Here is a 25,388-nt window from a genome sequence, read left to right on the forward strand (position 1 = left end):
GGTCGAGGCGTGAATCCCCCCGGCGGCAGTGCCATTGCCTGCCTTGGGCTCTGTCGTTTGCATGAGCTTTTCCGCCCTGTTCAATTCCGTTGACTTGCTTCGCATATTTGTCTATTTATCTAGACAACCATACAATACCAGAATTAATACCCCCTGCCAATGACAGGACGATGACAGTTGATGACAAAGACCAGACGAATTGAAAGAAACAGCGGCGTGGCGATCTGGCGGCAGATTGCCGATGAGATACGCGGCGATATCATGGCCGGGAAACTTCAATCCGGCGCGCGCATGCCTGCCGAAATGGAACTTGCGGATCGCTTCGGTGTCAACCGCCATACGGTACGTAGCGCCATCGCGGCATTGACTCAGGAAGGCGTTCTTCGCGCGGAACAAGGTCGCGGCACATTCGTCGCCAATGCCAAGCGCCTGACCTACCAGATCGGCCCACGGACCCGCATTTCACAATCGCTGGGCACGCAGGCCAGCGAAGTGAAAGGCATATTGCTCAGCAGTGAAACCGAGGCGGCAACTGCTGACATAGCAGACGCCTTGGGCATCGCTGCGGGCAGCGAAGTCACGAAACTTGAAACGGCGCATAGTGCGGACGGGCGTCCCGTATCGCGCGCAACGCACTGGGTGGATGCGGCGCGCTTTCCCGATTTTGCCGCCGACTATGCTGAGAATGGATCCATAACCTGGGCGCTCCGAAAAGCCGGGATCAAGGATTATTTCCGCAAATCGACAACCATATCGGCCCAACATGCTGATTCAGATGATCTGAAACATCTGAATCTCTCACCCGGCGCTATCGTGCTGGTGGCGCGCGCCATCAATGTGGATACGGATGGTCAGCCGATCCAGTATTCGCTGACGCGCTTTTCCGCAGACCGCATGGAGTTTTCAATTGAGACTTACTAAGCAGGCAAATTCAATAATAATATTATTAATCAAAAAGATAATGTAAATATATGATGTTTTGATTTAACAAGCAAAAAAGCCCAAATGAAACGGGCGCCTAAAGCGCCCGTCAAATTCATCAAAATGGAATTTCGTCGTCGAGATCGCGGGAGAAGCCACCGCCACCGCCGCCACCCGAAGAAGACGGGCCGGACGACCCGAAATCGCCACCGCCGCCGGAATAATCCGACATTTGGCTGCGCCCACCGCCGCTGCCGCGATCAAAAGAACGGCCCTGATCGCCGCCTTCGCCACGGCTGTCGAGCATCTGAAGCTCACCGCGGAATTTCTGGAGCACAACTTCCGTCGAATAACGGTCATTGCCGTTCTGATCCTGCCACTTGCGGGTCTGGAGCGCGCCTTCGATATAAACCTTGGCGCCCTTCTTCAGATATTGTTCTGCGACCTTGGCAAGGTTTTCGTTAAAAATGACAACGCTGTGCCACTCGGTGCGGTCCTTGCGCTCGCCGGACTGGCGATCACGCCAGCTTTCCGAGGTCGCAATACGCAGATTGGCAACCACATCGCCTGAGTTCAGACGACGAATTTCCGGATCGGCACCGAGATTGCCGACCAGAATGACCTTGTTGACGCTACCAGCCATCGAAAACCTACTCCGGGTCTCTTAAGCACTTCGCCAGATATGAAATCCTCACAAAGTGCTTTCCTAAAGAAGGATCAGGCGCATGAGCTGCGCCATCACCTGAAACTCATCCATTACCTTACAGGACTGGCGCGTGGAGCGCTCAATTCCAGTACAACGAAATGCCAATGTCCACAGAGTTTATGTTCTTGTTTTGTTCAAAATGCAAGTGTTCGCGGTATCAAATCGACAAAACATCCCTCATTTTTTAACGAGGTCCAGTGAATAGCGACGAGAATGCCTTCCCCGCAACATAGCGGCAGCCGAAGATTCAACAAAGCGCGTCACAGTCAGACAAGAAAAAGCCCCGCCGCTCACTGTTTCTTTGGCACGCGGGGCTTGGGTTGGAGCAATGCTCATATGTCGGCAGTAATTCGTCGACAAAATCTTTCGGAATTCGAAGGCGCGCGGCCATTCGATTTCCGCGCATATGTAGATTGTCGGCAATCAACCTTCTTATCAACGGCGCATCATTCCCTACGAAAGAATGCATCCGCGACCAAGATCGACTGTGCTTTCATCTTTATGAAAGCTAGGCAGTGTAGTCAGGTGGACTCATGCTCCTTTACCTCCCTACCGGATTTTCCCGCTTCCCGCGAACCTCTTGCCGATATCGCGTCATCCCACCGCAATACCTCTTCGCATCAGCGAGTATTCGAAGTGTGCTCCTGTCAGGAGTGACAGTCAACGCTCTTGCGTTCACATTTCGTATCGTCTACCAGAAGGCTGGTTGTTCGATATTTGTTCCGGTGCTACAAGAGCGCAAATTAGGATGACCTAACCCCTTCTTCTTTGGAGGGCGTCGCCCCATATTACGGGATTGGCGCGGCAGTTTCACAGCCGAAGCCAGTCCATCCATGGCATCACGAAGCAGGCAGGACGCGGAATGAGCGATCAGAAATTCATTTCCATACGTGGCGCGCGCGAGCACAATCTTAAAAATGTCGATCTGGATTTGCCACGCGACAAGCTGATCGTCATGACGGGCCTTTCCGGTTCGGGCAAGTCGTCGCTGGCCTTCGACACGATTTATGCGGAAGGCCAGCGCCGCTACGTGGAAAGCCTCTCGGCCTATGCGCGCCAGTTTCTGGAAATGATGCAGAAGCCGGATGTGGACCAGATCGACGGTCTGTCGCCCGCAATTTCCATTGAGCAGAAGACAACGAGCCGTAATCCGCGCTCGACCGTCGGCACTGTTACGGAAATCTACGACTATATGCGCCTTCTTTTCGCGCGTGTGGGCGTGCCTTATTCGCCGGCAACTGGTCTCCCCATCGAAAGCCAGACCGTCAGCCAGATGGTTGATCGCATCATCGCGCTGGAAGAAGGCACGCGTCTGTATATTCTGGCGCCGATCGTGCGCGGGCGTAAGGGCGAGTACAAGAAAGAGCTGGCAGAGCTTTTGAAGAAGGGTTTTCAGCGCGTCAAGGTCGACGGCACTTTCTACGAGATTGCCGATGTTCCGACACTCGACAAGAAATACAAGCACGATATCGATGTAGTAGTGGACCGCGTCGTCGTACGCTCCGACCTCACCGCGCGCCTCGCCGACAGTCTCGAAACGTGCCTCAAACTTGCCGACGGTCTGGCCGTCGCTGAATTCGCCGACAAGCCGCTTCCGTCCGAAGAAACGGCGGAAGGTGGCGCAGCCAACAAGTCGGCCAACGAAACCCACGAACGCATTCTGTTCTCGGAAAAATTCGCCTGCCCGGTTTCCGGCTTCACGATTCCCGAAATCGAGCCGCGCCTGTTCTCGTTCAACAATCCCTTTGGCGCCTGCCCGACCTGCGATGGTCTTGGCACGCAGCAAGCCATCGATCCGAACCTGATTATTCCCGATGAAAGCGCAGTGCTGAAAGACGGAGCGATTGCGCCCTGGGCGCGGTCATCTTCACCCTATTACAATCAGACGCTGGAAGCGCTGGGCAAGGCCTATGGCTTCAAGGTCGGCACCCGCTGGTCTGATCTATCCAAGGAATCGCAGCGCGCCATTCTTTATGGCACGGACGGGAAAGAGATCACCTTCCAGTATGACGACGGCCTGCGCTCCTATCAGACCACCAAGCCCTTCGAAGGTGTGATTCCGAACCTGGAACGCCGCTGGAAGGAAACCGATTCCGCCTGGTCGCGTGAAGAGATTGAACGCTTCATGTCCTCGACGCCCTGCCCGGCTTGCAATGGCTATCGCCTGAAGCCGGAAGCGCTGGCCGTGAAAATCGGCATGAAACATATCGGTGAAATCACTGAAATGTCGATCCGTAAGGCAGATGCCTGGTTCCGTGACGTTGATGGCAGCTTTAACGATAAGCAGCGGGAAATTGCAGCGCGCATCCTCAAGGAAATCCGCGAGCGCCTGCAGTTCCTCAACGATGTCGGTCTCGATTATCTGACATTGGCGCGCAATTCCGGCACACTTTCAGGTGGCGAAAGTCAGCGTATCCGCCTCGCCTCCCAGATCGGTTCCGGTCTGACCGGCGTTCTCTATGTGCTGGACGAACCGTCCATCGGCCTGCATCAGCGCGACAATGCCCGCCTGCTGGACACGCTTCGCCATCTGCGCGATCTTGGCAATACGGTCATCGTCGTGGAACATGATGAAGACGCTATCCTGACTGCCGATTATGTGGTCGATATCGGCCCGGCAGCCGGTGTTCACGGCGGCAAGGTGATTGCGCAGGGCACGCCGAAAGACGTCATGTCCAATACCAATTCGCTGACCGGCAAATATCTGTCAGGCGTCATGGAAGTCGCTGTACCCTCCGAACGCCGCAAGATTTCCAAGACCAAGCGTATCCGCGTTGTCGGTGCGCGCGGCAACAATCTGAAAAATGTCTCGGCGGATATTCCCCTCGGCACCTTTACCGCCGTGACCGGCGTGTCGGGCGGCGGCAAGTCCACCTTCCTGATTGAAACGCTGTTCAAGGCTGCTTCGCGCCGCATCATGGGTTCCCGCGAACATCCGGCAGAACATGATCGCATCGAAGGGCTGGAGTTCCTCGACAAGGTCATTGATATCGACCAGTCGCCAATTGGACGTACGCCGCGCTCCAATCCGGCGACCTATACCGGCGCTTTCACGCCGATCCGTGACTGGTTCGCGGGCCTGCCGGAAGCCAAGGCGCGCGGCTATCAGCCGGGTCGCTTCTCTTTCAACGTGAAGGGCGGACGCTGCGAAGCCTGTCAGGGCGACGGTGTCATCAAGATCGAAATGCACTTCCTGCCGGACGTGTATGTGACCTGTGACGTCTGCCACGGCAAGCGCTACAATCGTGAAACGCTGGAAGTGCTGTTCAAGGGCAAGTCCATCGCCGATGTGTTGGATATGACGGTCGAGGAAGGCGCGGAGTTCTTCTCCGCCGTGCCTGCCGTGCGCGACAAGCTGGAAACGCTGGTCAAGGTTGGCCTCGGCTATATCAAGGTTGGGCAGCAGGCGACAACGCTTTCGGGCGGCGAAGCGCAGCGTGTGAAGCTCGCGAAGGAACTGTCGCGCCGCGCAACCGGACGCACGCTCTATATCCTCGACGAGCCGACCACCGGCCTCCATTTCCACGATGTGGCGAAGCTGCTCGAAGTGCTGCATGAGCTGGTCGAACAGGGCAATACGGTCGTGGTTATCGAGCACAATCTCGAAGTCATCAAGACTGCCGACTGGGTGATCGATCTTGGCCCTGAAGGCGGCGATGGCGGTGGCGAGATCGTTGCCGTGGGACGTCCGGAAGATATCGTGAAGGAAAAGCGCTCTTATACCGGCCATTTCCTCAAGGAACTGCTGGAGCGACGCCCCAAGCGGAACTCAGAGGCTGCGGAGTAAGCGCAGCTCGACAGTCGTAAAGATGAAAAGGCCGGGTCTAGCACCCGGCTTTTTTTCATAGATCCTCTCACGCGGAAGTTTCCAAATTTCGGACTTTCCGGTCAGCTTCAAGCCAACTGCGCTCGATCCTGTTCGACAGATCATCCAACACGACACCGAAATCCGAGACTCCAAAATACAAGGCACGAATATCCCAAATCTCAGACGTTATTCTTATTGGTGAGCCGTCATGCTCGGACGAATAGCGAAATGTTATGCCGCGGGGATCGAGAGAAGCTATCTCCCCAATACATCTTAAGAAGTTGTCAGGCGCGATGCAGCTGTCTTCATCGTCTAATTCAGCAACGACACTGCAAAAAGTATCCATCAAGATGCGGAGGTCGTGTCCAGCTCGTTTAGGAACGGTGCCTCCAGCATATTTAATATGCCACTTCAGAGCGACCTCGATAGCGTGACGAAGATTAAACAAAGCCGGAAAGATGAGATTGTTTGCGCGAGGCCAATCATCTACGACTGTCTTAAGAAGCAAACAGCTCGCATCAAGATAACCATCCCATATTCGACACTCACGCGCTGTGCCATCGCTGGAGAAATCAACGTTAGGAACGTCTTGCGACGCAGGCGTAATCAAGCCACCAGCATGAGTGCGTTGAAACTCTTCATATAAGATAGCTTCATCATGCTTATCGATCTGCAAGGGCGGTGCTCCAGATGGATATTAAATGAGACGTTCGCTGTGACAACGAGCGCTCATCAACTCATAGTAGCACATCTTGGATTCCCGACGGATGCGAAGGCAACCCTGACCGTTAAAAAGAAAAAAGCCCGGACGAGCCGGGCCTTCTCGACAGCCGCTCACGTTCATCACCCAGCGACCGAAATCTTGCCTTCACACATTAATGCTTCGAAAAGCCTGTCGGCTTTCCGAGATCATGCATTAGCCGTTGACGGCATCCTTCAAGCCCTTGCCGGCCGAGAACTTCGGCACGTTGCGAGCCGGAATAGCAACTTCCTTGCCGGTCGACGGATTGCGGCCGGTCGAAGCTGCACGGTGCGAAACGGAGAAAACGCCGAAGCCCGGCAGGCGGACTTCTTCACCAGCCTTCAGTGCGCCGGTGACAGCAGCGAGCACAGCGTCAACAGCCGTACCGGCATCAGCCTTCGTCAAACCGCCCTTTTCCGCGACTGCGGCAACCAATTCGTTCTTGTTCATTGGCATTTCCTTTCTTTACCTACCGGAACGGATAACGTGACCGGATTGGGCGGAGTTTATTCGAAACGCTCGCCAAACCAAGCCTGTCAATGGCAAAAAAGCCCGGTTTTCTGGGGTTAAACACAGAAATGCCGGGCTTTTGGCCCGGCATTTTGTTGCTTGGTCGTCTTATCGACTGTCAATGCGCTGTTGTAACGCCTGCTTCATCGTCAACCGCAGGCACGGCTGCAGGTGCTTCGGGCTCGGTCCACTCGATCGGTTCGGGCTGACGCACGAGTGCGTGCTTCAGAACTTCACCGACGCGAGACACCGGAACGATCTCAAGATTGTTCTTCACATTGTCCGGAATATCCGCCAGATCCTTGGCGTTTTCTTCCGGGATCAGAACCTTCTTGATGCCGCCGCGCAGAGCCGCGAGAAGCTTTTCCTTCAGGCCGCCGATCGGCAGAACCCGACCGCGCAGCGTCACTTCACCGGTCATTGCGATATCCTTGCGAACCGGAATTCCGGTCAGCACGGACACGATGGTCGTGACCATGGCGATACCTGCGGACGGACCGTCCTTCGGCGTCGCACCTTCCGGCACGTGGACGTGGATGTCGCGCTTGTCGAACAGCGGAGGCTCGATGCCGAAATCAACGGCTCTGCTGCGAACATAGGATGCCGCAGCCGAAATCGATTCCTTCATCACGTCACGCAGGTTACCCGTGACGGTCATGCGACCCTTGCCGGGCATCATGACACCTTCGATGGTCAGCAATTCGCCGCCAACTTCCGTCCATGCCAAGCCGGTGACAACACCGACCTGATCTTCGCCGTCAATCTGACCGAAGCGGAAACGCTCCACACCCAGATAGTCGGAGAGATTCTTGTCGGTGATCTTCACCGACTTCTTCTTCGACTTCAGGATTTCGGTGACGGCCTTACGGGCGAGAGTCATCATCTCGCGCTCAAGGCTGCGCACACCGGCTTCCCGGGTGTAAAGGCGGATCACATTGCGCAATGCATCGTCTGTGATCGTGAACTCCTTCGGCTGCAAAGCATGGTCCTTAATAGCCTTCGGCAGCAGGTGCCGCTTGGCGATCTCCAGCTTTTCATCCTCGGTGTAACCGGCGATACGGATGATCTCCATACGATCCAGCAAAGGACCGGGGATGTTCAGCGTATTGGCGGTCGTCACGAACATGACGTTGGACAGGTCGTATTCAACCTCAAGGTAATGATCCATGAAGGTTGCGTTCTGTTCCGGATCCAGCACCTCGAGCATTGCCGACGACGGATCACCGCGGAAATCCTGGCCCATCTTGTCGATTTCATCGAGCAGGAAGAGCGGGTTGGACTTCTTCGCTTTCTTCATCGACTGGATGACCTTGCCGGGCATCGAGCCGATATAGGTGCGGCGGTGACCGCGGATTTCAGCCTCGTCGCGCACGCCGCCAAGCGACATACGGACATATTCACGACCGGTCGCTTTGGCGATGGAGCGCGCAAGCGAGGTCTTGCCGACGCCGGGAGGTCCAACGAGGCAGATGATCGGGCCCTTGATCTTGGTCGAACGCGCTTGCACCGCGAGATATTCGACGATGCGTTCCTTGACCTTGTCGAGACCGAAGTGATCGTTGTTGAGCACTTCTTCCGCGAAGTTCAGATCCTGCTTGACCTTCGACTTCTTGCCCCATGGAATGGAGAGCAGCCAGTCGAGATAATTACGCACAACCGTCGCTTCAGCAGACATCGGGCTCATGGTGCGCAGCTTCTTCAGCTCAGCCTGGGCCTTTTCGCGAGCTTCCTTGGAAAGCTTGGTCTTGTTGATGCGTTCTTCCAGTTCAGCCGCTTCATCGCGACCGTCCTCGCCGTCACCAAGCTCCTTCTGGATCGCCTTCATCTGCTCATTGAGATAATATTCGCGCTGCGTCTTCTCCATCTGGCGCTTGACGCGCGAGCGGATACGCTTCTCAACCTGCAGAACCGAAATTTCGGCTTCCATGAAGGAAAGAGCCTTCTCAAGACGCTCACGCACCGAGAGAATGGACAGCATTTCCTGCTTTTCAGGAATCTTGATCGCGAGATGCGAAGCAACCGTATCGGCAAGCTTGGAATAATCGTCGATCTGGCTGGCAGCGCCAACCACTTCCGGCGAAATCTTCTTGTTCAGCTTGACGTAGTTTTCGAAGTCGGAAACCACCGAACGGGCCAGAGCCTCGATTTCGACGGCATCTTCTTCCGGCTCCGGCAAAGCCGCAGCATACGCTTCGTGATAGTCCTCACGATCCGTAAACTTGGAAACCTTGGCGCGTGCTGTGCCCTCGACCAGCACCTTTACGGTGCCGTCCGGCAACTTCAAAAGCTGAAGCACATTGGCGATGGTGCCAATCTCATAAATCGCGTCTGGTGCCGGATCGTCGTCGGCAGCATTTTTCTGGGTCGCAAGCAATATCTGCTTATCGACGCCCATCACTTCTTCCAGAGCGCGAATAGACTTTTCGCGTCCTACAAAAAGCGGAACGATCATGTGCGGGAAGACCACAATATCGCGCAACGGAAGAACAGCATAAAGCCCGTCTGCACCGCCCGCTTCCGATCCACCCATCGGGGTCTTGTCTTCAATACCCGTCATAATTCAAGTCCTTTCTCAGGCCTTTCGACCCGACTGCCACACCGACGCCCCCTTTCATCATGAGGCAGGTCGCACAGCGTGCTTCGGTTCATACTTGGAGAGCCAAGCCCGGCAATTCAATAGCCGGTTTCGAGCGGCTTTCATAGAATCGTTAACTATCCTGCGCCGTCCTGGCAATTTGCACAATATGCCGCTTCGGATATGCTCCCAATCAAGAGCTTCGAACGCTCAACACTAAATTGAATCGCCAGACTGACAACAAAAAAGGCCGCTTTCGCGGCCTTTTGAGGATATTTTCAATCTCTTAAGCCGAAACGTTGCCCTTCTCGTCCTGACGCTCCGCATAGATGTAGAGCGGACGGGCGCTGCCATCCACCACATCACCGGAGATCACGACTTCGCGAACGCCTTCCAGCGTCGGCAGTTCGAACATCGTGTCGAGCAGGATCTTTTCCATGATCGAGCGCAGACCACGCGCACCGGTCTTGCGTTCAACTGCCTTATTGGCAATGGCGCGCAGAGCGTCGTCGTGGAACACCAGCTCGACATTTTCCATATCGAACAGGCGCTGATACTGCTTTACGAGCGCATTCTTCGGCTCTGTCAGGATCTGGACCAGTGCATCGACGTCGAGATCTTCGAGCGTCGCAATAACCGGCAGACGACCGACGAATTCCGGAATAAGACCGAACTTCAGCAGATCTTCCGGTTCCAGCTCGCGGAACACCGCACCGATACGACGCTCGTCAACTGAGCGGACCGTAGCGCCGAAGCCGATGGAGGTCTTCTCGCCACGAGCCGAGATGATCTTGTCGAGACCGGCAAAAGCACCGCCACAGATGAACAGGATGTTCGTCGTATCCACCTGCAGGAATTCCTGCTGCGGATGCTTGCGACCGCCCTGCGGAGGCACCGAGGCAACGGTGCCTTCCATGATCTTGAGAAGCGCCTGCTGCACGCCTTCGCCCGATACATCGCGCGTGATGGACGGGTTGTCGGACTTGCGGCTGATCTTGTCCACTTCGTCGATATAGACGATGCCGCGCTGCGCGCGTTCGACGTTGTAATCAGCAGCCTGAAGCAGCTTCAGGATGATGTTTTCAACATCTTCACCGACATAACCGGCTTCCGTGAGTGTCGTCGCATCGGCCATGGTGAATGGCACATCGATGATGCGAGCGAGCGTCTGTGCAAGATAGGTCTTGCCACAGCCGGTCGGACCGACGAGAAGAATATTCGACTTCGCCAGTTCGATATCGTTGCTCTTCGACTGATGCGCCAGACGCTTGTAATGATTGTGCACCGCAACCGACAGAACGCGCTTGGCATCCTTCTGGCCGATGACATAGTCGTCAAGAACGGCCATGATTTCCTGCGGCGTCGGCACGCCCTCACGGGACTTCACCATCGAGGATTTATTTTCCTCACGGATGATATCCATGCAGAGTTCGACGCATTCGTCGCAGATGAAAACGGTCGGGCCTGCAATCAGCTTGCGCACTTCATGCTGGCTTTTGCCGCAGAACGAGCAATAAAGCGTATTCTTGGAATCGCCGCCGCTGTTGCTGACTTTGCTCATTGCAGTTTCCTTTCAATAAACCGAAACGAACCTTGGGCTGTTCATTCCGATCGTTTCTTCCGGTTCGGAACCAGTACGGAAGGAAATACTCACCTTCTACCGGTCACATTGACAGCTAATACGCACTGCCCCTGTAGTTTCTAGGATTCCAGTCACCGTAGACTCCCCGACCGAAGGAGTCATTTGGTGACTTTTGCAGAACCTGAACCGTCGAACAAACAAAAAATAAGTCCCCGGCAAAGATTCGGCCTGATCTGACCAACTTTAGCGCCTTGATGCCCAACAGATGCTTAACGCGGCGCGTTAACCTTCACGTTGGTCCAAGAATTGAGCCCCTTTTGTGGCAAAAGGGGCCAATAATTGGAAGGGAGCCTGATTCAGGCTCACTTCGATTCGTCGGCGCTCACGTCACGTGCTTCAACGACCTTGTCGATGAGACCAAATTCGAGCGCTTCCTGCGCGGTCATGAAATGATCGCGGTCAAGGGTGCGTTCGATGGTTTCGTAGTCGCGGCCCGTGTGCTTCACGTAGATTTCGTTGAGGCGGCGCTTCATCTTGATGATGTCCTGCGCATGGCGTTCGATATCCGACGCCTGCCCCTGGAAGCCGCCCGAAGGCTGGTGAACCATGATGCGGGCATTCGGCAGCGCATAACGCTGGCCGGTTGCGCCTGCCGTCAGAAGCAGCGAGCCCATCGACGCGGCCTGCCCCATGCAGAGCGTGGATACCGGCGGACGGATGAACTGCATTGTATCGTAGATCGCCATACCGGACGTCACCACGCCACCCGGCGAGTTGATGTACATGTTGATCTCTTTTTTCGGGTTCTCGGCTTCGAGGAACAGAAGCTGCGCGCAAACCAGCATCGACATGCCGTCTTCAACCGGTCCGTTGACGAAGATGATGCGCTCTTTCAAAAGGCGCGAGAAAATATCATAGGCCCGCTCGCCACGGTTGGTCTGCTCGACCACCATCGGCACGAGGTTCATGACGGTTTCAATCGGATCTCTCATTATGGGCCTCTGGATGTAATGATGCGAATTGAGTGGATTTGAATCGTCGGACTTCCATACATAGGGCGTTGCGCCCCTGTTCCGCAAGTGGTGCTCGCCCCCTCACAGGATGATGATCAATCCCAGTCGTTTTCCGGCTTCTCCGGCCTGATACCGCGCTTGTCGTCGAGCGTCCGGCGCGCCACTTCTGTGAGACGCGCCTTCACCCGCACCGAACCGTCTTCCAGATCCTCGCGCTGCACGTTACTGCCGTGCTCGTAGATCCAGTTCAGTATGTGCAGCTCGAAAGGTGAAAGGACGATATCGATGGCGCCAAGCACACCCGCTATCCGCGTTTCGATCAGATCAAGCAAACGATCAACGCCCTCGCCTGTGATGGCTGACAGGGGTATCGGGCGGCCTTCATCACCACCGGCAGCGGCCAGACGCAATGCCGCCTCGCGTCCGCTTTCGTCCAGATTGTCAATCTTGTTCCAGATTTCGACGACGCGCTTGCGGTCCTGCGGCTCAATCCCGAGACCAGCCAGGATATTCTCGACATCTTCAGCCTGCGCGGCGTTATCTGGATCGGAAATATCGCGCACGTGCAAAATGAGATCGGCTTCCACCACTTCTTCCAGCGTGGCGCGGAAGGCTGCCACCAGATGGTGCGGCAGATTGGAAATGAAGCCCACCGTGTCGGACAGGATGACCGTCTCGCCATGGGGCAGCCGAATGCGACGGAGCGTCGGATCAAGCGTGGCGAAGAGCATATCCTCAGCCAGCACTTCCGCGCCGGTCATGCGGTTGAACAGCGTCGATTTGCCGGCATTGGTATAGCCGACAAGCGCAACAATCGGATGCGGCACCTTGCGCCGCTTCTGGCGGTGCAGCGTGCGTGTGCGCACAACCGTTTCCAGCTCGCGCTTGATCTTCAGAATCTTGTCTTGCAACAGCCGGCGGTCGGCTTCGATCTGGGTTTCACCCGGACCGCCGAGAAATCCGCCGCCGCCGCGTTGACGCTCCAGATGGGTCCAGCTGCGAACCAGTCGGCCCTTCTGGTAGTTCAGATGCGCCAGCTCGACCTGCAACGCACCTTCCTTGGTCCGTGCGCGCTCACCGAAAATTTCTAGAATGAGGCCCGTGCGGTCGATGACCTTCACGTTCCAATCCTTTTCGAGATTGCGCTGCTGAACTGGCGTCAGGGCATGGTCGACGATGACCAGCCCGATGTCGTGTTCCTTGACCGTATCGGCAATGGCCTCGACCTTGCCCGCGCCAAGCAAGGTTGCGGGCCGCGGATTGGCAATAATCGCGACTTCGGCATGGATGATTTCAAGATCGATGGCGCGAGCCAGACCGACAGCTTCTTCAAGACGCGCTTCGTTCGAGCGCTGAAACTGCGTGCGAGCGCCTTCTTCGCCCGAACCGCTGGCATTATAGCGCTCCGGCAGAATGGGAACGACGACGGCAGCTCTGGTCGGTTCTTGTTCGGAAAGGCCGTAGCCTTTGTTTGCATCGTCTTTATGCGCGTCGAAGGACGACGCGTTCTTATCCTTGAATTTGGACAAATAAACATTCTCCGGGGAGTGCAGAGACATTGCGCTCCATCATCAAGCACAAATAGGTCGCCGCTATGCGTGTTTCAAATGGAAGACGCCCCGGACGTTAAAGCAAATATATCCGAGCCCCAACGGAGACCCGGAATAATCGCCTAACGATAGATCAGGGCGACGCGACATCGCTGGGCGAAGCCGCTACACCCGAATGGAATTCGGAAAGCGTCAGGCTTCCTCGCCCTCGAACATCTGAACCGGCTGGCTCGGCATGATCGTCGAAATTGCATGCTTATAGACAAGCTGCGAATGACCATCGCGGCGCAGCAGCACACAGAAATTGTCGAAAGACGTCACGATGCCAGTCAGTTTCACGCCATTGATCAGAAAAATCGTGAGCGAGATCTTCTGTTTGCGTACGGAGTTCAGAAAAAGGTCTTGAAGATTTTGCGATCGTTCAGCCATTGTTTTTATTCCTTTAATCGATCAGCAGCCTGTTCGCGATAAATCAAAGCGGTAAACCCGCTCTCTCTCATTGTTTTCAAGCATTTCTCGACCAGCAAACTGTTTCACACTTTTGCTGGAAATGCAGTTATTCCCTATCGCATTTCCGGACGCAAAACCGTTTCACACTTTTGCTGGAAATGCTCCAGACGAGCATGCGCATTTGCATAAATCAAGCACCGGAACGCGAGGTGCCGGTACAGAACTGCAATTGCTGTGGAAAGACAACTGCTTCGCCCTCAAGCTTCGGTTAACAGGATGGGAATCTTTGCGCAACCGACAATTTTGCTGAACACGTGTCAAATATTGGTAGCGAGGTTAGCATCCAGTGATCAGCTCGCCTTGGAAAGCTCAATATTATCATTATGTTCAAGCACGGGTTTCACGCGATCCCTCATCCACATGTAAAAACTGCCGGGTTGCAGTGAAACAACTTCCTTGTGTTTTTTATGAACATGGAAGCCAATAAAGTCCGGATGATGGAGCGGCTTTAACCCACAGGCCGGATCGTAGATGCGTGTCGCATCCTTGCCGACCCAATAGTAAAAATTCTCCTGCGGAGCCGCGTTCTTGAATACCCCATATTTCCGGGCGAGCCGAGAAATGCCATCATTGCCGAACACCGTTATGCCGATAGAGGCAGGTGTGACTTCCTTGCCAATCGCCCGGTAGTAGAGCGGTCGCAATTTTCCGCGCCGAAATCCAAGCCATCGCGGCAGAGCATGCGTCGCAGACATATAGGCTTCGAACTCGCCAATGATTGGATGATCATGCGGGAAATAGAGCGCTGACACTCCAACACGATATCGGTTTTCTCTTGCGAGATAGGGTTTTTCCGGATTGGGATGGAACTGCTTGAGAAGAAAGACATCCGTATCGAGCCACACACCCTGCTTATGCTTCATCAGCATGATGCGGAAAATATCGCTGAACTGGACAATGGTTGTTGAGGAGCGAAGGGTCGGGAAGCCAGGATCGAGCCGTTTGAACGCGCGTTCCGGCAAGATCGTGTGGGCGTCATGCAGCTCTACACCAGCGGGAACATTTTCTATCGGCGCATAGGCGAACAACTTCACGCGCTGGCCTGTCATGACCATCGACGCCAGACAAATCTGATCGACCTCACGCAAAGAAGGTCCGTACCAGAAGGTACAGATATCCATATAAACCCCCAACGATGTCACTTGGCGGCTTATATCAGTCACACGCAGTAAATTATATCACCATTAATAGTTAAAAGAATTCGAGGCTGACGCGGAACATTTGCTCCACATGTTTCACGGCTTCAGCTGTTGCGAAAATCACCACCCGGTCCTTCGGCTTGATGCGAACATCGCCATTGGGGCGGATAACCTGCCCGTCCCGGTAAATCGCGCCGATTCGCAAACCCACGGGCAAATCCAGATCCCGCAACGGCGCGCCGACGAGCGACGACGTTTCCAGTGCTTCGGCTTCAATGATTTCGGCCATATCGCGATAGACACTGTAGACCGCCCGGATACGCCCGCGGCGGACATGCTGCAGGATTTTAGAAACAGTCACCGCCTTCGGATTGATATAGGCGTCGATGCCCACCATGTGGGTGAAATCTTGATAGGCGACCGTGTTGAGCAAGGCCATATTGCTTTTACAGCCAAGGCGTTTCGCCATGATGCTGGAGAGAATATTCACCTGATCCTGATTGGTGAGCGCCACCATCAGATCGGCGTCCTGAATATCGGCTTCCTGCAGCAATGCCTGATCCAGCGCGCTGCCATGCAGCACCATGGTCCGCTTCAACTGATCGGCGATCGTGAAAGCGCGCTCATGATCGCTTTCGATCATCTTCACGCGGGTCTGCCATTTGCGGTCTTCAATCGCCTTGGCCACATAAAGCCCGATATTGCCGCCGCCTGCTATGACGATGCGGCGTGCTTCCGGCTTTTCATGCCCGAACAGCGAAAGAGTTCGGCGGACCTGCTCACGCGTTGTAACCACATAAGCCAGATCGCCTGCATTTAGCTCATCAGATGAGCGCGGAATGAACAGGTTTTCATTGCGGACAACCCCGACCACCGTGGCCGCCAGATCGGGAAAAAGATCTGTCAGTTGCTTGAGCGGCGTGTTTATGACCGGACATTCTTCGAGACATTCAATGGCTAGACCGATGACGCGATCATCGGCGAAGCGCAAAACATCCGTTGCGCCCTGCAAGGCGATACGGCGCAGCACCACCTCGCCCACTTCCAGCTCGGGCGAAATGATCACATCGATCGGCAGATTTTCGCGGAGAAACAGGTCTTGATATTCCGCCTTGAGGTAGGACTGGGCACGGATGCGCGCAATCTTCGTCGGGACATTGAACACCGAATGGGCAACCTGACATGCGACCATATTCACTTCGTCAGACAGCGTAACGGCGATGATCATGTCGGCTTCGTCGGCGCCAGCCGCAGCCAACACATCCGGCTGCGAGCCGTGGCCAACGAATCCACGCACATCCAGTGTATCACGCACGATTTCGATGTGACGCGCCGACGTATCGATGACGGAAACGTCGTTTTCCTCGGCGGCCAGTCGTTCGGCTATGCCATAGCCGACCTGCCCCGCTCCGCATACGATCACCCGCATGGCTACCCCGCTTTTAAAATCACCAGATGCTTATACGCCGAGTGATTTCAATTTACGATGAAGAGCCGAGCGTTCCATACCGACAAATTCCGCAGTGCGTGAAATATTGCCGCCAAAACGGTTGATCTGGGCGATCAGATATTCCTTTTCAAAGCGCTCACGCGCTTCACGCAACGGCAGAGCCATGATGTGCTGGTCCGATTCCGTCGGCGCACGCGGCAGCGTGTCGCCGATTTCTGCTGGAAGAAGATCAGCCGTTACCGGCGCGTCTACATCGTCGCCGCGCGCCAGAATCATCAGGCGCTCCACATTGTTGCGCAGCTGACGGATATTGCCCGGCCAGCTATGGGCTTGAAGCACCGCCATCGCATCCGCACCGATTTTACGTGGCTTGATACCCGCCTGCCCGGCAATCTGGATCATGAAATACTCTACAAGCGCCGGAATATCTTCACGCCGTGCCGCGAGCGGCGGAACCTGCACGGGAACGACCGACAGGCGATGGAACAGATCTTCGCGGAATGTGCCTTCGGCAATCATGCCTTCAAGGTTTTGTGCCGTGGATGAAATAATGCGCACATCGACTTTGACGCGCTTGGTGCCGCCGACGCGCTCGAACTGCTGGTCGACCAGCACGCGCAGAATTTTGTTCTGCGTTTCGCGCGGCATGTCGGCAACTTCATCCAGATAGAGAATGCCGCCATGTGCTTCTTCCAAAGCACCGACCTTGCGTTCGCCACCATCCATTTCGGTGCCGAACAGTTCGATCTCCATGCGTTCCGGCGTGATTGTCGCCGCATTCACGGTCACGAACGGTCCGTTGGCGCGGGTCGATTGCGCATGAATGGCGCGCGCCGTGAGCTCCTTACCGGCACCCGAAGGGCCGGTGATCATGATGCGGCTGTTGGTCGGCGCGACGCGCTCGATGGTCTGCCGGAGCTGGCTCATCGCGAGAGACGCGCCGATCAGCTCCATGCTTTCGCCGGAACGTTTGCGCAGATTAGACACTTCGCGCTTCAGCTTGGAGGTTTCCAGAGCGCGCTCGGCGACGAGAATCAGACGATCCGCCTTGAAAGGCTTTTCAATGAAGTCGTAAGCGCCGCGCCGGATGGCCGAGACCGCTGTTTCGATATTGCCGTGACCAGAAATCATGACCACCGGCAGATCGGGATGCTGCTTCTTGATTTCATCCAGCAGAGCCAGACCGTCAAGACGGCTGCCTTGTAGCCAGATGTCCAGAAACACCAGTCGCGGCACGCGATCACCAATAGCCGCCAGCGCACTGTCCGCATCGAAGGCGGTGCGGGTTTCATGACCCTCATCGCTGAGAATACCAGCTACGAGCTCCCGGATATCCGCTTCGTCATCAACTACAAGAATATCGGCTGCCATATCAATTCACCTGTCCAGCTATCTTTGTGTCGTCGTTTCCGTCGGCAGCCTCGGTTACACCGGCCTGCATATCTGGAAAGACCATCCGTATCATTGCGCCACGACCTCCGTGGAAATCCGCTGGCGCGTCATGCAATTCAAGATGTCCGCCGTGATCCTCGACGATCTTGCGGACGATGGCGAGGCCAAGCCCGGTGCCCTTCTCCCGCGTGGTCATATAGGGTTCAAGCAGCTTTTGGCGGTCGTCGCCCGGCAAGCCCTTGCCATTGTCGATCACGTCGACAATCAGATGCCCGTCAGTCTTATAGGACCGAATGAGAATATGCCCCTCGCCGCGATCCTCCTTCGGAAGAGCATCAATCGCTTCGCTCGCATTTTTGATGACATTACCGAAAGCCTGACCGATCAGACGGCTGTCAAAAGAACCAGTCAGCTTTTCCGGTCCAAAATCATTTTCGAACTTGATGTCGCTGCGGCTGACTTCGATCAGAAAAGATGCCTCGCGTAACGCTTCGCGCATATCCATCTGCCGCATTTCCGGCTTCGGCATGCGCGCAAAGGCGGAGAACTCATCGACCATGCGGCCGATATCACCCACCTGACGGATAATGGTGTCGGTGCATTGATCGAAGACTTCTCGGTCCTCGGTAATGACCTTGCCGTAGCGACGACGAATACGCTCGGCGGAAAGCTGGATGGGGGTCAGTGGGTTCTTGATCTCATGCGCGATGCGCCGCGCGACATCGGCCCACGCGGACGTGCGCTGTGCCTGCACGAGATCGGTGATGTCATCCACCGTCACGACATAGGAATGATCTTCCGATTCAACATCTTCGACCGTAACCTGAACGTTGAATGTGCGCGCCACACCGTTTCGCGTCATACTCACCTGCTCGCGATGGACCGGCTTGTCCGCAGTCCGTGCCACTTCAAACGCCTGCCCGACCTCAGGCGCGATGCTGCTCAAGCTCTTGCCCACTGCATCCTTCGAAACGACACCGAACATATGTTCTGCCGAACGGTTAAGAATCGAAATGGAGCCGTCGGTTTCAATGCCGATGACGCCCGCCGTCACGCCCGAAAGCACGGCTTCCGAGAAGCGACGACGTTCGTCGATCTGGTCCTTGGCCGCAATCAGCTCGTTGCGCTGGCTTTTCAGCTCTGCGACCATGTTATTGAACGTGCCGGACAAGGCCCCCACGTCGCCATCCGATGAACGAACCGGCACGGAAACGTCGAGGTCACCGGCGGTCACATCGTCAGCTGCACCGATCAGCAGGCGGATAGGGCGCACCAGACGATCCGCAACCGCGATACCGGTCCAGATGGCAGACAGAAGAACAATCAGCGTCAGACCAAAATACAAAAGTGCGAAGGCAATTTGCGTTGGAATACGGTTTGCATCCATGGCCTGATAGCGCTGCGTATTGGCTTCCATCAGACGCATGGCGTCTAAAATCTGCGGATCGACAGCACGGACTGTGTATAGAAAGACGTCCGGAATCTCGCGCATCTTGATGATTGCGCCGACGAAATTGAGATTACCGGGCGGAATGATGACAGGTTTGCCATCCGTTGCAGTTTTCAAAGCATCTTCCGTCGGCGGCGGAAGTCGCACTTCCATGCCGGTGTCGCTTTTCACCACGATGGAACCGTTTTCGCGCACCAGAAATGCGCCGAGCAGCCCGCGTCCGCGCGTCTGCAATGTCATCAACTCGATGAAGCCACCCCGGTCCAGACTGTAAAGCGTGCGTTGCGCATCCAGATCCTGCAGCATCGAATAGGACGTGCTTTGCAGATTGAGCGCCGTTTCGCGAATATATGCGGTCGTCAGGCTCTGTGACGAATTCACAATGTCGCGCGTGTTCGTGTCGAACCAGCGGTCGAGACCGAGATTGAGCGTTACCGATGCCACAATGGCGACCACGATTGCCGGAACAGCCGCGATCAGCGAGAATAAAGCGACAATGCGGACATGCAGCCGCGATGCCGCCTTGCCCGACCGCCGGGCCGTGACGATACGGTAGACCTCACGACAAATCAGCAAGATCAGGAACAAAATCAACGCGACATTGATGATGACCAAGACCAGCGTGACGGTGCGGTCAGGCGTAATAGGAGTAATACCGATTAGAATCGCAAACGAAATAGACGCCGTCACAAGCGCCGAGACAACGGTGATGATCCCCGGCAATGCAAGAAGTCTGCGCCCCTCGCCTTTGCGCGACGATTGTTCCGCCTTATCCATATCCGTGGTCAGATTCGCTTCGTTCATATTAACCATGATACCCAATAGCGTTGCATCTATGCAACGCATTGTGGCGAAAATGCAACGTTTGTTTTCGGAGATTGTTGATATTCACAGCACACACATCACGTGTGTCGGCCTCTTCGTGAAACGCCGGCACGGAGCAGCGGAACTTTTATTCCCCTCTTTCCAGCAGAGATTGGGAAAGGAAAGCGCTCAGCAAGGCCTTGAGAGGTTGTCTTTTCTTTGACGTTTGCCTGCAATAACTTCAAAATTTAGAATATGGAAACACCTCAGTACATATTCGTACTTATTGCGGTATCGCCCTTCGTGATCTGGGGTGCCATTCTTTATGGCCTCTCCGTTGCCGTGCCTTTAAAGAGTGCTCCGAGCGTGACCTTGTCCGACGAAGGAAGGATGAAAGCAACAAACAGACAATCGTTTGATCTGTCCGAGCTTCCGGATGTTGCTATCGAGCATTATTATATTCATCAGACTGAACGAACACCCTTTATTTCGAGCTGAAGCCCGTCATCTTAACAAAGAGATACAGACATAATTTCAGTTATCTACCACTGACGTGCAATATTGTCTGGAACCATTTGTAAAATGATGCATTCTGTTCGGCACAGCCAGTCCTTTGGCTGAGTGAAGTGTCCGACCACGTCTGATCAGACAATTCCCCGGTCGGGCCACCTGTTTTTACAACTGGAGTTGGACATGGGCATTTTCGACAAGATCAAGAGCGCCATATGGGGTCAGGCACAGGCAGCAACGCCTGCCACCGCAACGACCGCAACCGCCGCACCAAGCCAGACAACAGCAGCCGCACCATCCCCAACAGCAGCACCCGCGTCCACGGCGCCTGCCGCTACCGGTACTGTCGATGTCAGCGCTGTACTCGATGCGGCGGTGGCGAAGAGCGGCCAGAAGCTCAACTGGAAAACGTCTATCGTCGATCTGATGAAGGCGCTGGGGCTCGACAGCAGCCTTGAACACCGCAAGGAACTTGCCAAGGAACTTGGCTATACTGGCGACATAAGCGATTCCGCGACATTGAATGTCTGGCTGCCCAAGCAGGTCATTCAGAAGCTCAAGGACAATGGTGGTATTGTTCCTAGCGGCCTTTGATATTCCTGCTGCTAATGGAACATTTGGCCGCATAACGCGTTTTTAAACAGACGCTTGGAGCCAAGAGTTTATCTCGATGGATAAGCAGATGTTTCAGGCGTTTGTCGATAGTTCGAACGATCGATCCGATTTCTTGAAGCGTTTTCGTTTTTGAGACGCATACGCTTCGAAGGCCTGTTGTCATAATGTGCTTGTTTCTAAAGTGCGGTCCATTTCGGGCCCTATTCGGGAAGGCATGTTTCAAGGTTCGGCAGATGGATAAGCCGTTACCGAACCCGGATTAGAGGAGTGGATCACATGAGCGGTGCAGGCGTGGGTTGGATTGCTGCCATCATCATTGGCGGCCTTGCTGGCTGGATTGCTTCCAACTTCATGAATAGCAACACCGGCATATTCATGAATATCATTTTGGGTATCATCGGTGCTACGGTAGCCAGCTTCCTATTCGGCTTGCTCGGCGTATCGTTTGGTGGCTGGCTCGGCTATCTGATTTCAGGTTTCGTCGGAGCTTGTATACTCATATGGGTAGGACGAATGATCAGCTCATAGAACAAGGCGCCACTGGCGCCTTTTTTGTTTCCCTTTCGCCCAAACTATCTTGTCAGGTCTCGAACATGGCAAGCGTCCGCAACAATGTCTCGAACGTCACCGGCTGCCTCGGATCCTGTTGCGTGTCTGCGACCGCCTCGGTTCTTGAAGACGCCTTGCGCACACTGCTGGGGCTATAGCCAAACTGCTGTGTGAACGCCCGCGTGAAGTTGGCCGCAGAATCAAAACCCAAAGCCAGCGCCACATCTGCAACCTTTCGATTTTCGGATGCATCCGCCAGCATGGCGTGAGCGGCGAACAGGCGCCTTTGCCGAATATAGTTGAGGACCCCGCCCGACCCCTCGAAGAGCTGATAAAGATGCGTGCGCGAAATTGCCAGTTCACGGCTCAGCGCTTCTGGCGTCAAATCCCTCGACATAAGGTTTTTCTGGATAAACCGCCGCGCCTTGGTCATCAATCCCAATTGGGAAATCTGCTCGCTCACGTCGATTTTATTCACCAGCGGTGCGATTGTGTCGAATATGATCTGCCGCAGACTATCCCGCAACGCCGGCAAGTCTTCGTTGGTGACGCGATTGAGACCGTGTTCAAGGCTTGAAACAAAGTCGATCAACAATTTGGCGCGGTAACCGCCCAACGTAACATTGTTGCTGGACTCCGGCATGCCGCCGCGACCTGCAAACTGATCGACGGGGATAATCAGGGAAACGGACTCCGACGCGATCGCCCGCCCCCGAAATGGATAGCCGAACGAGCGCACATCGATCATGCCCGGCTCGCTCTCTGCCACACGACCATCCACCCCCGTCCAGCTATGTCCACTGCGCAAAAAGCCAATCTGCCAGTGGTCGATCGGGCTGAAACGCACCTTTTCCTTCGGACGTTCATAGCTGAATGCCGGTGCAGTCTGTTGGACAAGGAGCATACCGCCCAGATTCCACACGGTTTGAGAGGCTATAAATCCGTCGCTGGGGCGAACTCCATCCGGCAGGCGTATATCCAGCAAAGGTTGCATGTGTTGTTGCCAGGCAGCAAACTGTTGGGAAGGTTCGTAATATTCCGTCGTGAAGATCAGGGGTTCCAGAAGGTTACTGCCCCCAACAATTTCGCCCAATGGAGACACCGGCACGCGCACTGATTGTCGGCGCTCGACAAATTCTGACCTAAGATCTTGCCCAGTCTTGTCACTGTCGGCCGTCACGGCAATTCCTTGATTTCACCGCTTGATCAAAGCGATGCACTTTGTCTTAGACTTTAGGCTGAAATAATAACATTAGCAAAAAATTAAATAAATGGGATTCGCCCGGCCAAATATTAAATTCGTTTCATGTATAAAGCATGGAAAACTTGATATAATTATTCAATTTTAAAAATAGGCCAACACGACAAGTCCAGGAAATCCAAAATGTTAGGTAAAAACAGTCTCTAAGATCTTTTTTACCCGTGTTCGACATCTCCCTCGTATATTAGCACAAGCTAACAGTAGACAGGATACACCTATCGTGGGATATATACGGCTGCATCCCATTTGATGAAAATTGTCTTGAATTTCCGGCAAGAATATTAAATCGCACTTGCTAAAACACCTCCAAAATAACCAACAGGAGGCAGTCGCATGGACAATGTATTTTTCAATGCTGTACGCCGTGAAAGCGTAAAGTGGGTAGCAACAGCGGCAATAGGTCTTGCAGCTTCTCTGTGCCTGTCTGCAAATGCGCAGGCCAAAGATAAATACAAGCCGAAGAATGACACGCAGTCTGTTTACCTCGTCAAGTATCGCGTCAACAACGAAGTCCGTTACAATAAGAACCCAATGGGCAAGGTCATTAAAGTCTCGGCTTCGCAATATTTCGGCGGCAATTCCTATGTCTGCACGCCGAGTGGCTTTGGTCAAAAGTCGCGCTGCTTCACGCGTGACTAATAATGTTCGTGGTCTGGATCCGACATCTGCATCCGCTGCTATTCGAGGATGCAGATGTCGGTCTCCGCAGACCACCAGTCCGCCAACTTCGCTGATGCACTCCTAACGCACGAAGCTGGCGGACTGGTTTCCCCGCCTGATGTCGTTCTGCGCTAACGGGCCATTGCCTTTATGCGCACCAGTCCCTTGCCCACCAGATCGCCGCGCACGAGCTTTCGTGCTTCATCGGTTGGTTGCGAAGGATTGCTCTGGAAAACGTACCATTTGTCTCCGATAGAACGCTTTTGGTAAATCACGCCCGCTTTCTCGCGATGAAGAAAACAGGTCGTGTTTCCAACGCCACCGGATCTGTCACGCCAGTAAGCCTGCATGCAGAGCTTGCCGCCATTGGTGGCATACCAGCGTCCTTCGCCGTAAGACCAGGCTTTCCCCTTCTGTGACCAGGCTGAAAACTCATGGCCTTCCGCAGAAAAAAAGCCGCCGCCATCCTTCCATTTCCATGTCTTGCCCGCATAGATTCCCTCAAGGGCCTGTGCGGACATTGGTGATGCAGCAGCGGCCTGTCTGGCCGTTGCGTCGTCTACTTTTGGCTTGGGTGCAGCTTCGGCGGCACCGGCCATCAGGAGTACGGACAGCGCCGCACTCACAGCTGTGAAACGGATCGAAAACATTTTGCTTTCCTGTCCAATCGTTCGAGTTTCAGTTTAATCCAATGGGTGGTTCGCAACGCGCCAGTCAGGCCGTCCGACACCCCTTGGCCAAGGGTAGACTTCGCGGTCGTTAAAGTAGACAACGGCTGTCAGTTCCGGGAATTCAGGTTGAGGCTTGTTCGCCTCTGCTGCCCAGGCCCGAACATAGTCATCGCTGCCTTCATAGCCGAGTTCCGCGATCACGATCGGCTTGTTGAAGGCCACCACGCGGTCGTAACCGGGTTTCGCGCGCTCGACGAAACTGGTGGCGCGCCCGAGCTCCAGCTTGTCATAAGGTTCATAACCGAACACCGAGAGGCCGATCACATCCACAAATGCATCACCCGGATAATAGGCCTGAAGCCCTTCTTCGCCCTTCGGCGACCACATATATTTGGCGTTTGGCAGTGTTTTCCGGCAGACCGTCACGGCATGCTGATAAGCGGCGACGTATCCCTGCGGCGACCAGTAAGACCAGGTGAACTGGCCTGTCTTGTCATCCATTTCCTGAGCCCAGCGAATAGTTACCGGGCTTTTCAGCTTCGACGCCGCCGAGCAGACAGCGGCCATGTTGGAGTCGTAGCGACCATTCTCAATACCGCTCAGCAGTGCATCGGGTGCAACGCGCCAGTCGCGCGCCCATGACCATGGCTCGATGGTGATCAGCAGATCACGACCGCGTTCCCGCGCATAGGCATCAGCCGCACTCAGGCTCGTCAGATCCACATCTTCCCATGGCAAGAACAGATGTTCGATCTTCGAATTGGGATCATTGGTATAATCCCCATGCGGGTCATAAGCGCCGGGGGTGATCGACTTCGGCGTTATGACTGGTCGCTTGTCGTGGAACAGATTGCGCGTATCCACCGTCGCACCCGAAACACCGCTTGCGGCATAGACAGCGCTGGAAACGAATGCTCCGCAGAGCAAAATGGAAGCTATCTTGTAAGGGGTTTTCATGGCCCCCTCCCTT

Annotated in this window: 20 protein-coding genes and 1 pseudogene; 6 read left to right on the forward strand and 15 right to left on the reverse strand. The window is 54.9% G+C overall.

Features of this window, described 5'->3' with window-relative positions; all coding sequences use genetic code 11:
• Positions 1-177: 177 nt before the first annotated feature.
• The gene (gene phnF, locus JAU75_RS02130) at positions 178-921 is read left to right on the forward strand and encodes a phosphonate metabolism transcriptional regulator PhnF (RefSeq protein ID WP_199054204.1); all 744 of its coding nucleotides are present in this window, start codon (positions 178-180) and stop codon (positions 919-921) included.
• Between the two features lie 118 nt (positions 922-1,039).
• Here the strand turns inward: phnF and ssb are convergent, their stop codons facing one another.
• Complete coding sequence (gene ssb / locus JAU75_RS02135) at positions 1,040-1,564, reverse strand: single-stranded DNA-binding protein (RefSeq protein ID WP_199054206.1); 525 nt, start codon at positions 1,562-1,564, stop codon at positions 1,040-1,042.
• A gap of 619 nt (positions 1,565-2,183) precedes the next feature.
• Here ssb and JAU75_RS24195 point away from each other — a divergent pair.
• Both JAU75_RS24195 and uvrA read left to right on the forward strand, forming a co-directional pair.
• A pseudogene (locus JAU75_RS24195) lies at positions 2,184-2,379 on the forward strand (hypothetical protein).
• 110 nt (positions 2,380-2,489) lie between these two features.
• Positions 2,490-5,414, forward strand: a complete 2,925-nt coding sequence (uvrA, locus tag JAU75_RS02145) for an excinuclease ABC subunit UvrA (RefSeq protein WP_199054213.1) — start codon at positions 2,490-2,492, stop codon at positions 5,412-5,414.
• A gap of 67 nt (positions 5,415-5,481) precedes the next feature.
• On the opposite strand, the gene JAU75_RS02150 is transcribed toward uvrA, so the two are convergent.
• The 11 genes from JAU75_RS02150 to JAU75_RS02200 form a co-directional block, all read right to left on the reverse strand.
• The gene (locus tag JAU75_RS02150) at positions 5,482-6,111 is read right to left on the reverse strand and encodes a hypothetical protein (RefSeq protein WP_199054215.1); all 630 of its coding nucleotides are present in this window, start codon (positions 6,109-6,111) and stop codon (positions 5,482-5,484) included.
• A gap of 240 nt (positions 6,112-6,351) precedes the next feature.
• On the reverse strand, positions 6,352-6,627 hold the full coding sequence (locus JAU75_RS02155; RefSeq protein WP_006470422.1) for an HU family DNA-binding protein: 276 nt from the start codon (positions 6,625-6,627) through the stop codon (positions 6,352-6,354).
• 178 nt (positions 6,628-6,805) lie between these two features.
• Positions 6,806-9,244, reverse strand: a complete 2,439-nt coding sequence (gene lon, locus JAU75_RS02160; RefSeq protein WP_199054217.1) for an endopeptidase La — start codon at positions 9,242-9,244, stop codon at positions 6,806-6,808.
• 304 nt (positions 9,245-9,548) lie between these two features.
• Positions 9,549-10,823 (reverse strand): ATP-dependent Clp protease ATP-binding subunit ClpX, encoded by a 1,275-nt coding sequence (gene clpX / locus JAU75_RS02165; protein WP_078338598.1) that lies wholly within the window; start codon positions 10,821-10,823, stop codon positions 9,549-9,551.
• A 383-nt stretch (positions 10,824-11,206) separates the two neighbouring features.
• Positions 11,207-11,836 (reverse strand): ATP-dependent Clp endopeptidase proteolytic subunit ClpP, encoded by a 630-nt coding sequence (gene clpP / locus JAU75_RS02170; protein WP_006470421.1) that lies wholly within the window; start codon positions 11,834-11,836, stop codon positions 11,207-11,209.
• A gap of 116 nt (positions 11,837-11,952) precedes the next feature.
• A complete protein-coding gene (gene hflX, locus JAU75_RS02175; protein WP_247880357.1) occupies positions 11,953-13,386 on the reverse strand; it encodes a GTPase HflX in 1,434 nt (477 codons plus the stop codon).
• Between the two features lie 213 nt (positions 13,387-13,599).
• Positions 13,600-13,836 carry an RNA chaperone Hfq gene (gene hfq / locus JAU75_RS02180; RefSeq protein ID WP_002964239.1) on the reverse strand — a complete coding sequence of 79 codons (237 nt, stop codon included), beginning with the start codon at positions 13,834-13,836 and terminating at the stop codon, positions 13,600-13,602.
• A gap of 371 nt (positions 13,837-14,207) precedes the next feature.
• Positions 14,208-15,038 (reverse strand): glycosyltransferase, encoded by an 831-nt coding sequence (locus tag JAU75_RS02185; protein ID WP_199054219.1) that lies wholly within the window; start codon positions 15,036-15,038, stop codon positions 14,208-14,210.
• Positions 15,039-15,108: 70 nt separating this feature from the next.
• Positions 15,109-16,485: a Trk system potassium transporter TrkA gene (gene trkA / locus JAU75_RS02190; RefSeq protein WP_078338594.1), complete on the reverse strand. Its 1,377-nt coding sequence runs from the start codon at positions 16,483-16,485 to the stop codon at positions 15,109-15,111.
• Between the two features lie 30 nt (positions 16,486-16,515).
• Positions 16,516-17,877, reverse strand: coding sequence for a sigma-54 dependent transcriptional regulator (locus tag JAU75_RS02195; protein WP_199054220.1), 1,362 nt, complete (start codon positions 17,875-17,877; stop codon positions 16,516-16,518).
• 1 nt (position 17,878) lies between these two features.
• Positions 17,879-20,194, reverse strand: coding sequence for a PAS domain-containing sensor histidine kinase (locus tag JAU75_RS02200; protein WP_199054221.1), 2,316 nt, complete (start codon positions 20,192-20,194; stop codon positions 17,879-17,881).
• Between the two features lie 651 nt (positions 20,195-20,845).
• Here JAU75_RS02200 and JAU75_RS02205 point away from each other — a divergent pair.
• Entirely contained in the window at positions 20,846-21,256 is a 411-nt protein-coding gene (locus tag JAU75_RS02205; RefSeq protein ID WP_199054222.1) for a DUF3597 domain-containing protein, read from the forward strand.
• Positions 21,257-21,553: 297 nt separating this feature from the next.
• Positions 21,554-21,805 carry a GlsB/YeaQ/YmgE family stress response membrane protein gene (locus JAU75_RS02210; protein ID WP_199054224.1) on the forward strand — a complete coding sequence of 84 codons (252 nt, stop codon included), beginning with the start codon at positions 21,554-21,556 and terminating at the stop codon, positions 21,803-21,805.
• A 52-nt stretch (positions 21,806-21,857) separates the two neighbouring features.
• Here JAU75_RS02210 and JAU75_RS02215 read toward each other — a convergent pair whose 3' ends face one another.
• Positions 21,858-23,006: an AraC family transcriptional regulator gene (locus tag JAU75_RS02215; RefSeq protein ID WP_199054227.1), complete on the reverse strand. Its 1,149-nt coding sequence runs from the start codon at positions 23,004-23,006 to the stop codon at positions 21,858-21,860.
• A gap of 414 nt (positions 23,007-23,420) precedes the next feature.
• Between JAU75_RS02215 and JAU75_RS02220 the strand changes: the two genes are divergently transcribed.
• On the forward strand, positions 23,421-23,726 hold the full coding sequence (locus JAU75_RS02220) for a hypothetical protein (RefSeq protein ID WP_199054229.1): 306 nt from the start codon (positions 23,421-23,423) through the stop codon (positions 23,724-23,726).
• Positions 23,727-23,878: 152 nt separating this feature from the next.
• Here JAU75_RS02220 and JAU75_RS02225 read toward each other — a convergent pair whose 3' ends face one another.
• Both JAU75_RS02225 and JAU75_RS02230 read right to left on the reverse strand, forming a co-directional pair.
• A complete protein-coding gene (locus JAU75_RS02225) occupies positions 23,879-24,397 on the reverse strand; it encodes a DUF995 domain-containing protein (RefSeq protein ID WP_199054231.1) in 519 nt (172 codons plus the stop codon).
• 33 nt (positions 24,398-24,430) lie between these two features.
• Positions 24,431-25,375: a glycoside hydrolase family 26 protein gene (locus JAU75_RS02230; RefSeq protein ID WP_199054232.1), complete on the reverse strand. Its 945-nt coding sequence runs from the start codon at positions 25,373-25,375 to the stop codon at positions 24,431-24,433.
• Between the last annotated feature and the right edge of the window lie 13 nt (positions 25,376-25,388).

It is taken from the genome of Ochrobactrum sp. Q0168, from assembly GCF_016427605.1.
Classification (GTDB): Bacteria; Pseudomonadota; Alphaproteobacteria; order Rhizobiales; family Rhizobiaceae; genus Brucella.

What these genes read in the sequence shown, in the direction of transcription:
- ssb (WP_199054206.1), bottom strand. Translation starts at nt 1,564, where the DNA reads ATGGCTGGTAGCGTCAACAAGGTCATTCTGGTCGGCAATCTCGGTGCC.
- uvrA (WP_199054213.1), top strand. Translation starts at nt 2,490, where the DNA reads ATGAGCGATCAGAAATTCATTTCCATACGTGGCGCGCGCGAGCACAAT.
- JAU75_RS02155 (WP_006470422.1), bottom strand. Translation starts at nt 6,627, where the DNA reads ATGAACAAGAACGAATTGGTTGCCGCAGTCGCGGAAAAGGGCGGTTTG.
- lon (WP_199054217.1), bottom strand. Translation starts at nt 9,244, where the DNA reads ATGACGGGTATTGAAGACAAGACCCCGATGGGTGGATCGGAAGCGGGC.
- clpX (WP_078338598.1), bottom strand. Translation starts at nt 10,823, where the DNA reads ATGAGCAAAGTCAGCAACAGCGGCGGCGATTCCAAGAATACGCTTTAT.
- clpP (WP_006470421.1), bottom strand. Translation starts at nt 11,836, where the DNA reads ATGAGAGATCCGATTGAAACCGTCATGAACCTCGTGCCGATGGTGGTC.
- hfq (WP_002964239.1), bottom strand. Translation starts at nt 13,836, where the DNA reads ATGGCTGAACGATCGCAAAATCTTCAAGACCTTTTTCTGAACTCCGTA.
- JAU75_RS02185 (WP_199054219.1), bottom strand. Translation starts at nt 15,038, where the DNA reads ATGGATATCTGTACCTTCTGGTACGGACCTTCTTTGCGTGAGGTCGAT.
- trkA (WP_078338594.1), bottom strand. Translation starts at nt 16,485, where the DNA reads ATGCGGGTGATCGTATGCGGAGCGGGGCAGGTCGGCTATGGCATAGCC.
- JAU75_RS02195 (WP_199054220.1), bottom strand. Translation starts at nt 17,877, where the DNA reads ATGGCAGCCGATATTCTTGTAGTTGATGACGAAGCGGATATCCGGGAG.
- JAU75_RS02200 (WP_199054221.1), bottom strand. Translation starts at nt 20,194, where the DNA reads ATGCGTTGCATAGATGCAACGCTATTGGGTATCATGGTTAATATGAAC.
- JAU75_RS02205 (WP_199054222.1), top strand. Translation starts at nt 20,846, where the DNA reads ATGGGCATTTTCGACAAGATCAAGAGCGCCATATGGGGTCAGGCACAG.
- JAU75_RS02210 (WP_199054224.1), top strand. Translation starts at nt 21,554, where the DNA reads ATGAGCGGTGCAGGCGTGGGTTGGATTGCTGCCATCATCATTGGCGGC.
- JAU75_RS02220 (WP_199054229.1), top strand. Translation starts at nt 23,421, where the DNA reads ATGGACAATGTATTTTTCAATGCTGTACGCCGTGAAAGCGTAAAGTGG.
- JAU75_RS02225 (WP_199054231.1), bottom strand. Translation starts at nt 24,397, where the DNA reads ATGTTTTCGATCCGTTTCACAGCTGTGAGTGCGGCGCTGTCCGTACTC.
- JAU75_RS02230 (WP_199054232.1), bottom strand. Translation starts at nt 25,375, where the DNA reads ATGAAAACCCCTTACAAGATAGCTTCCATTTTGCTCTGCGGAGCATTC.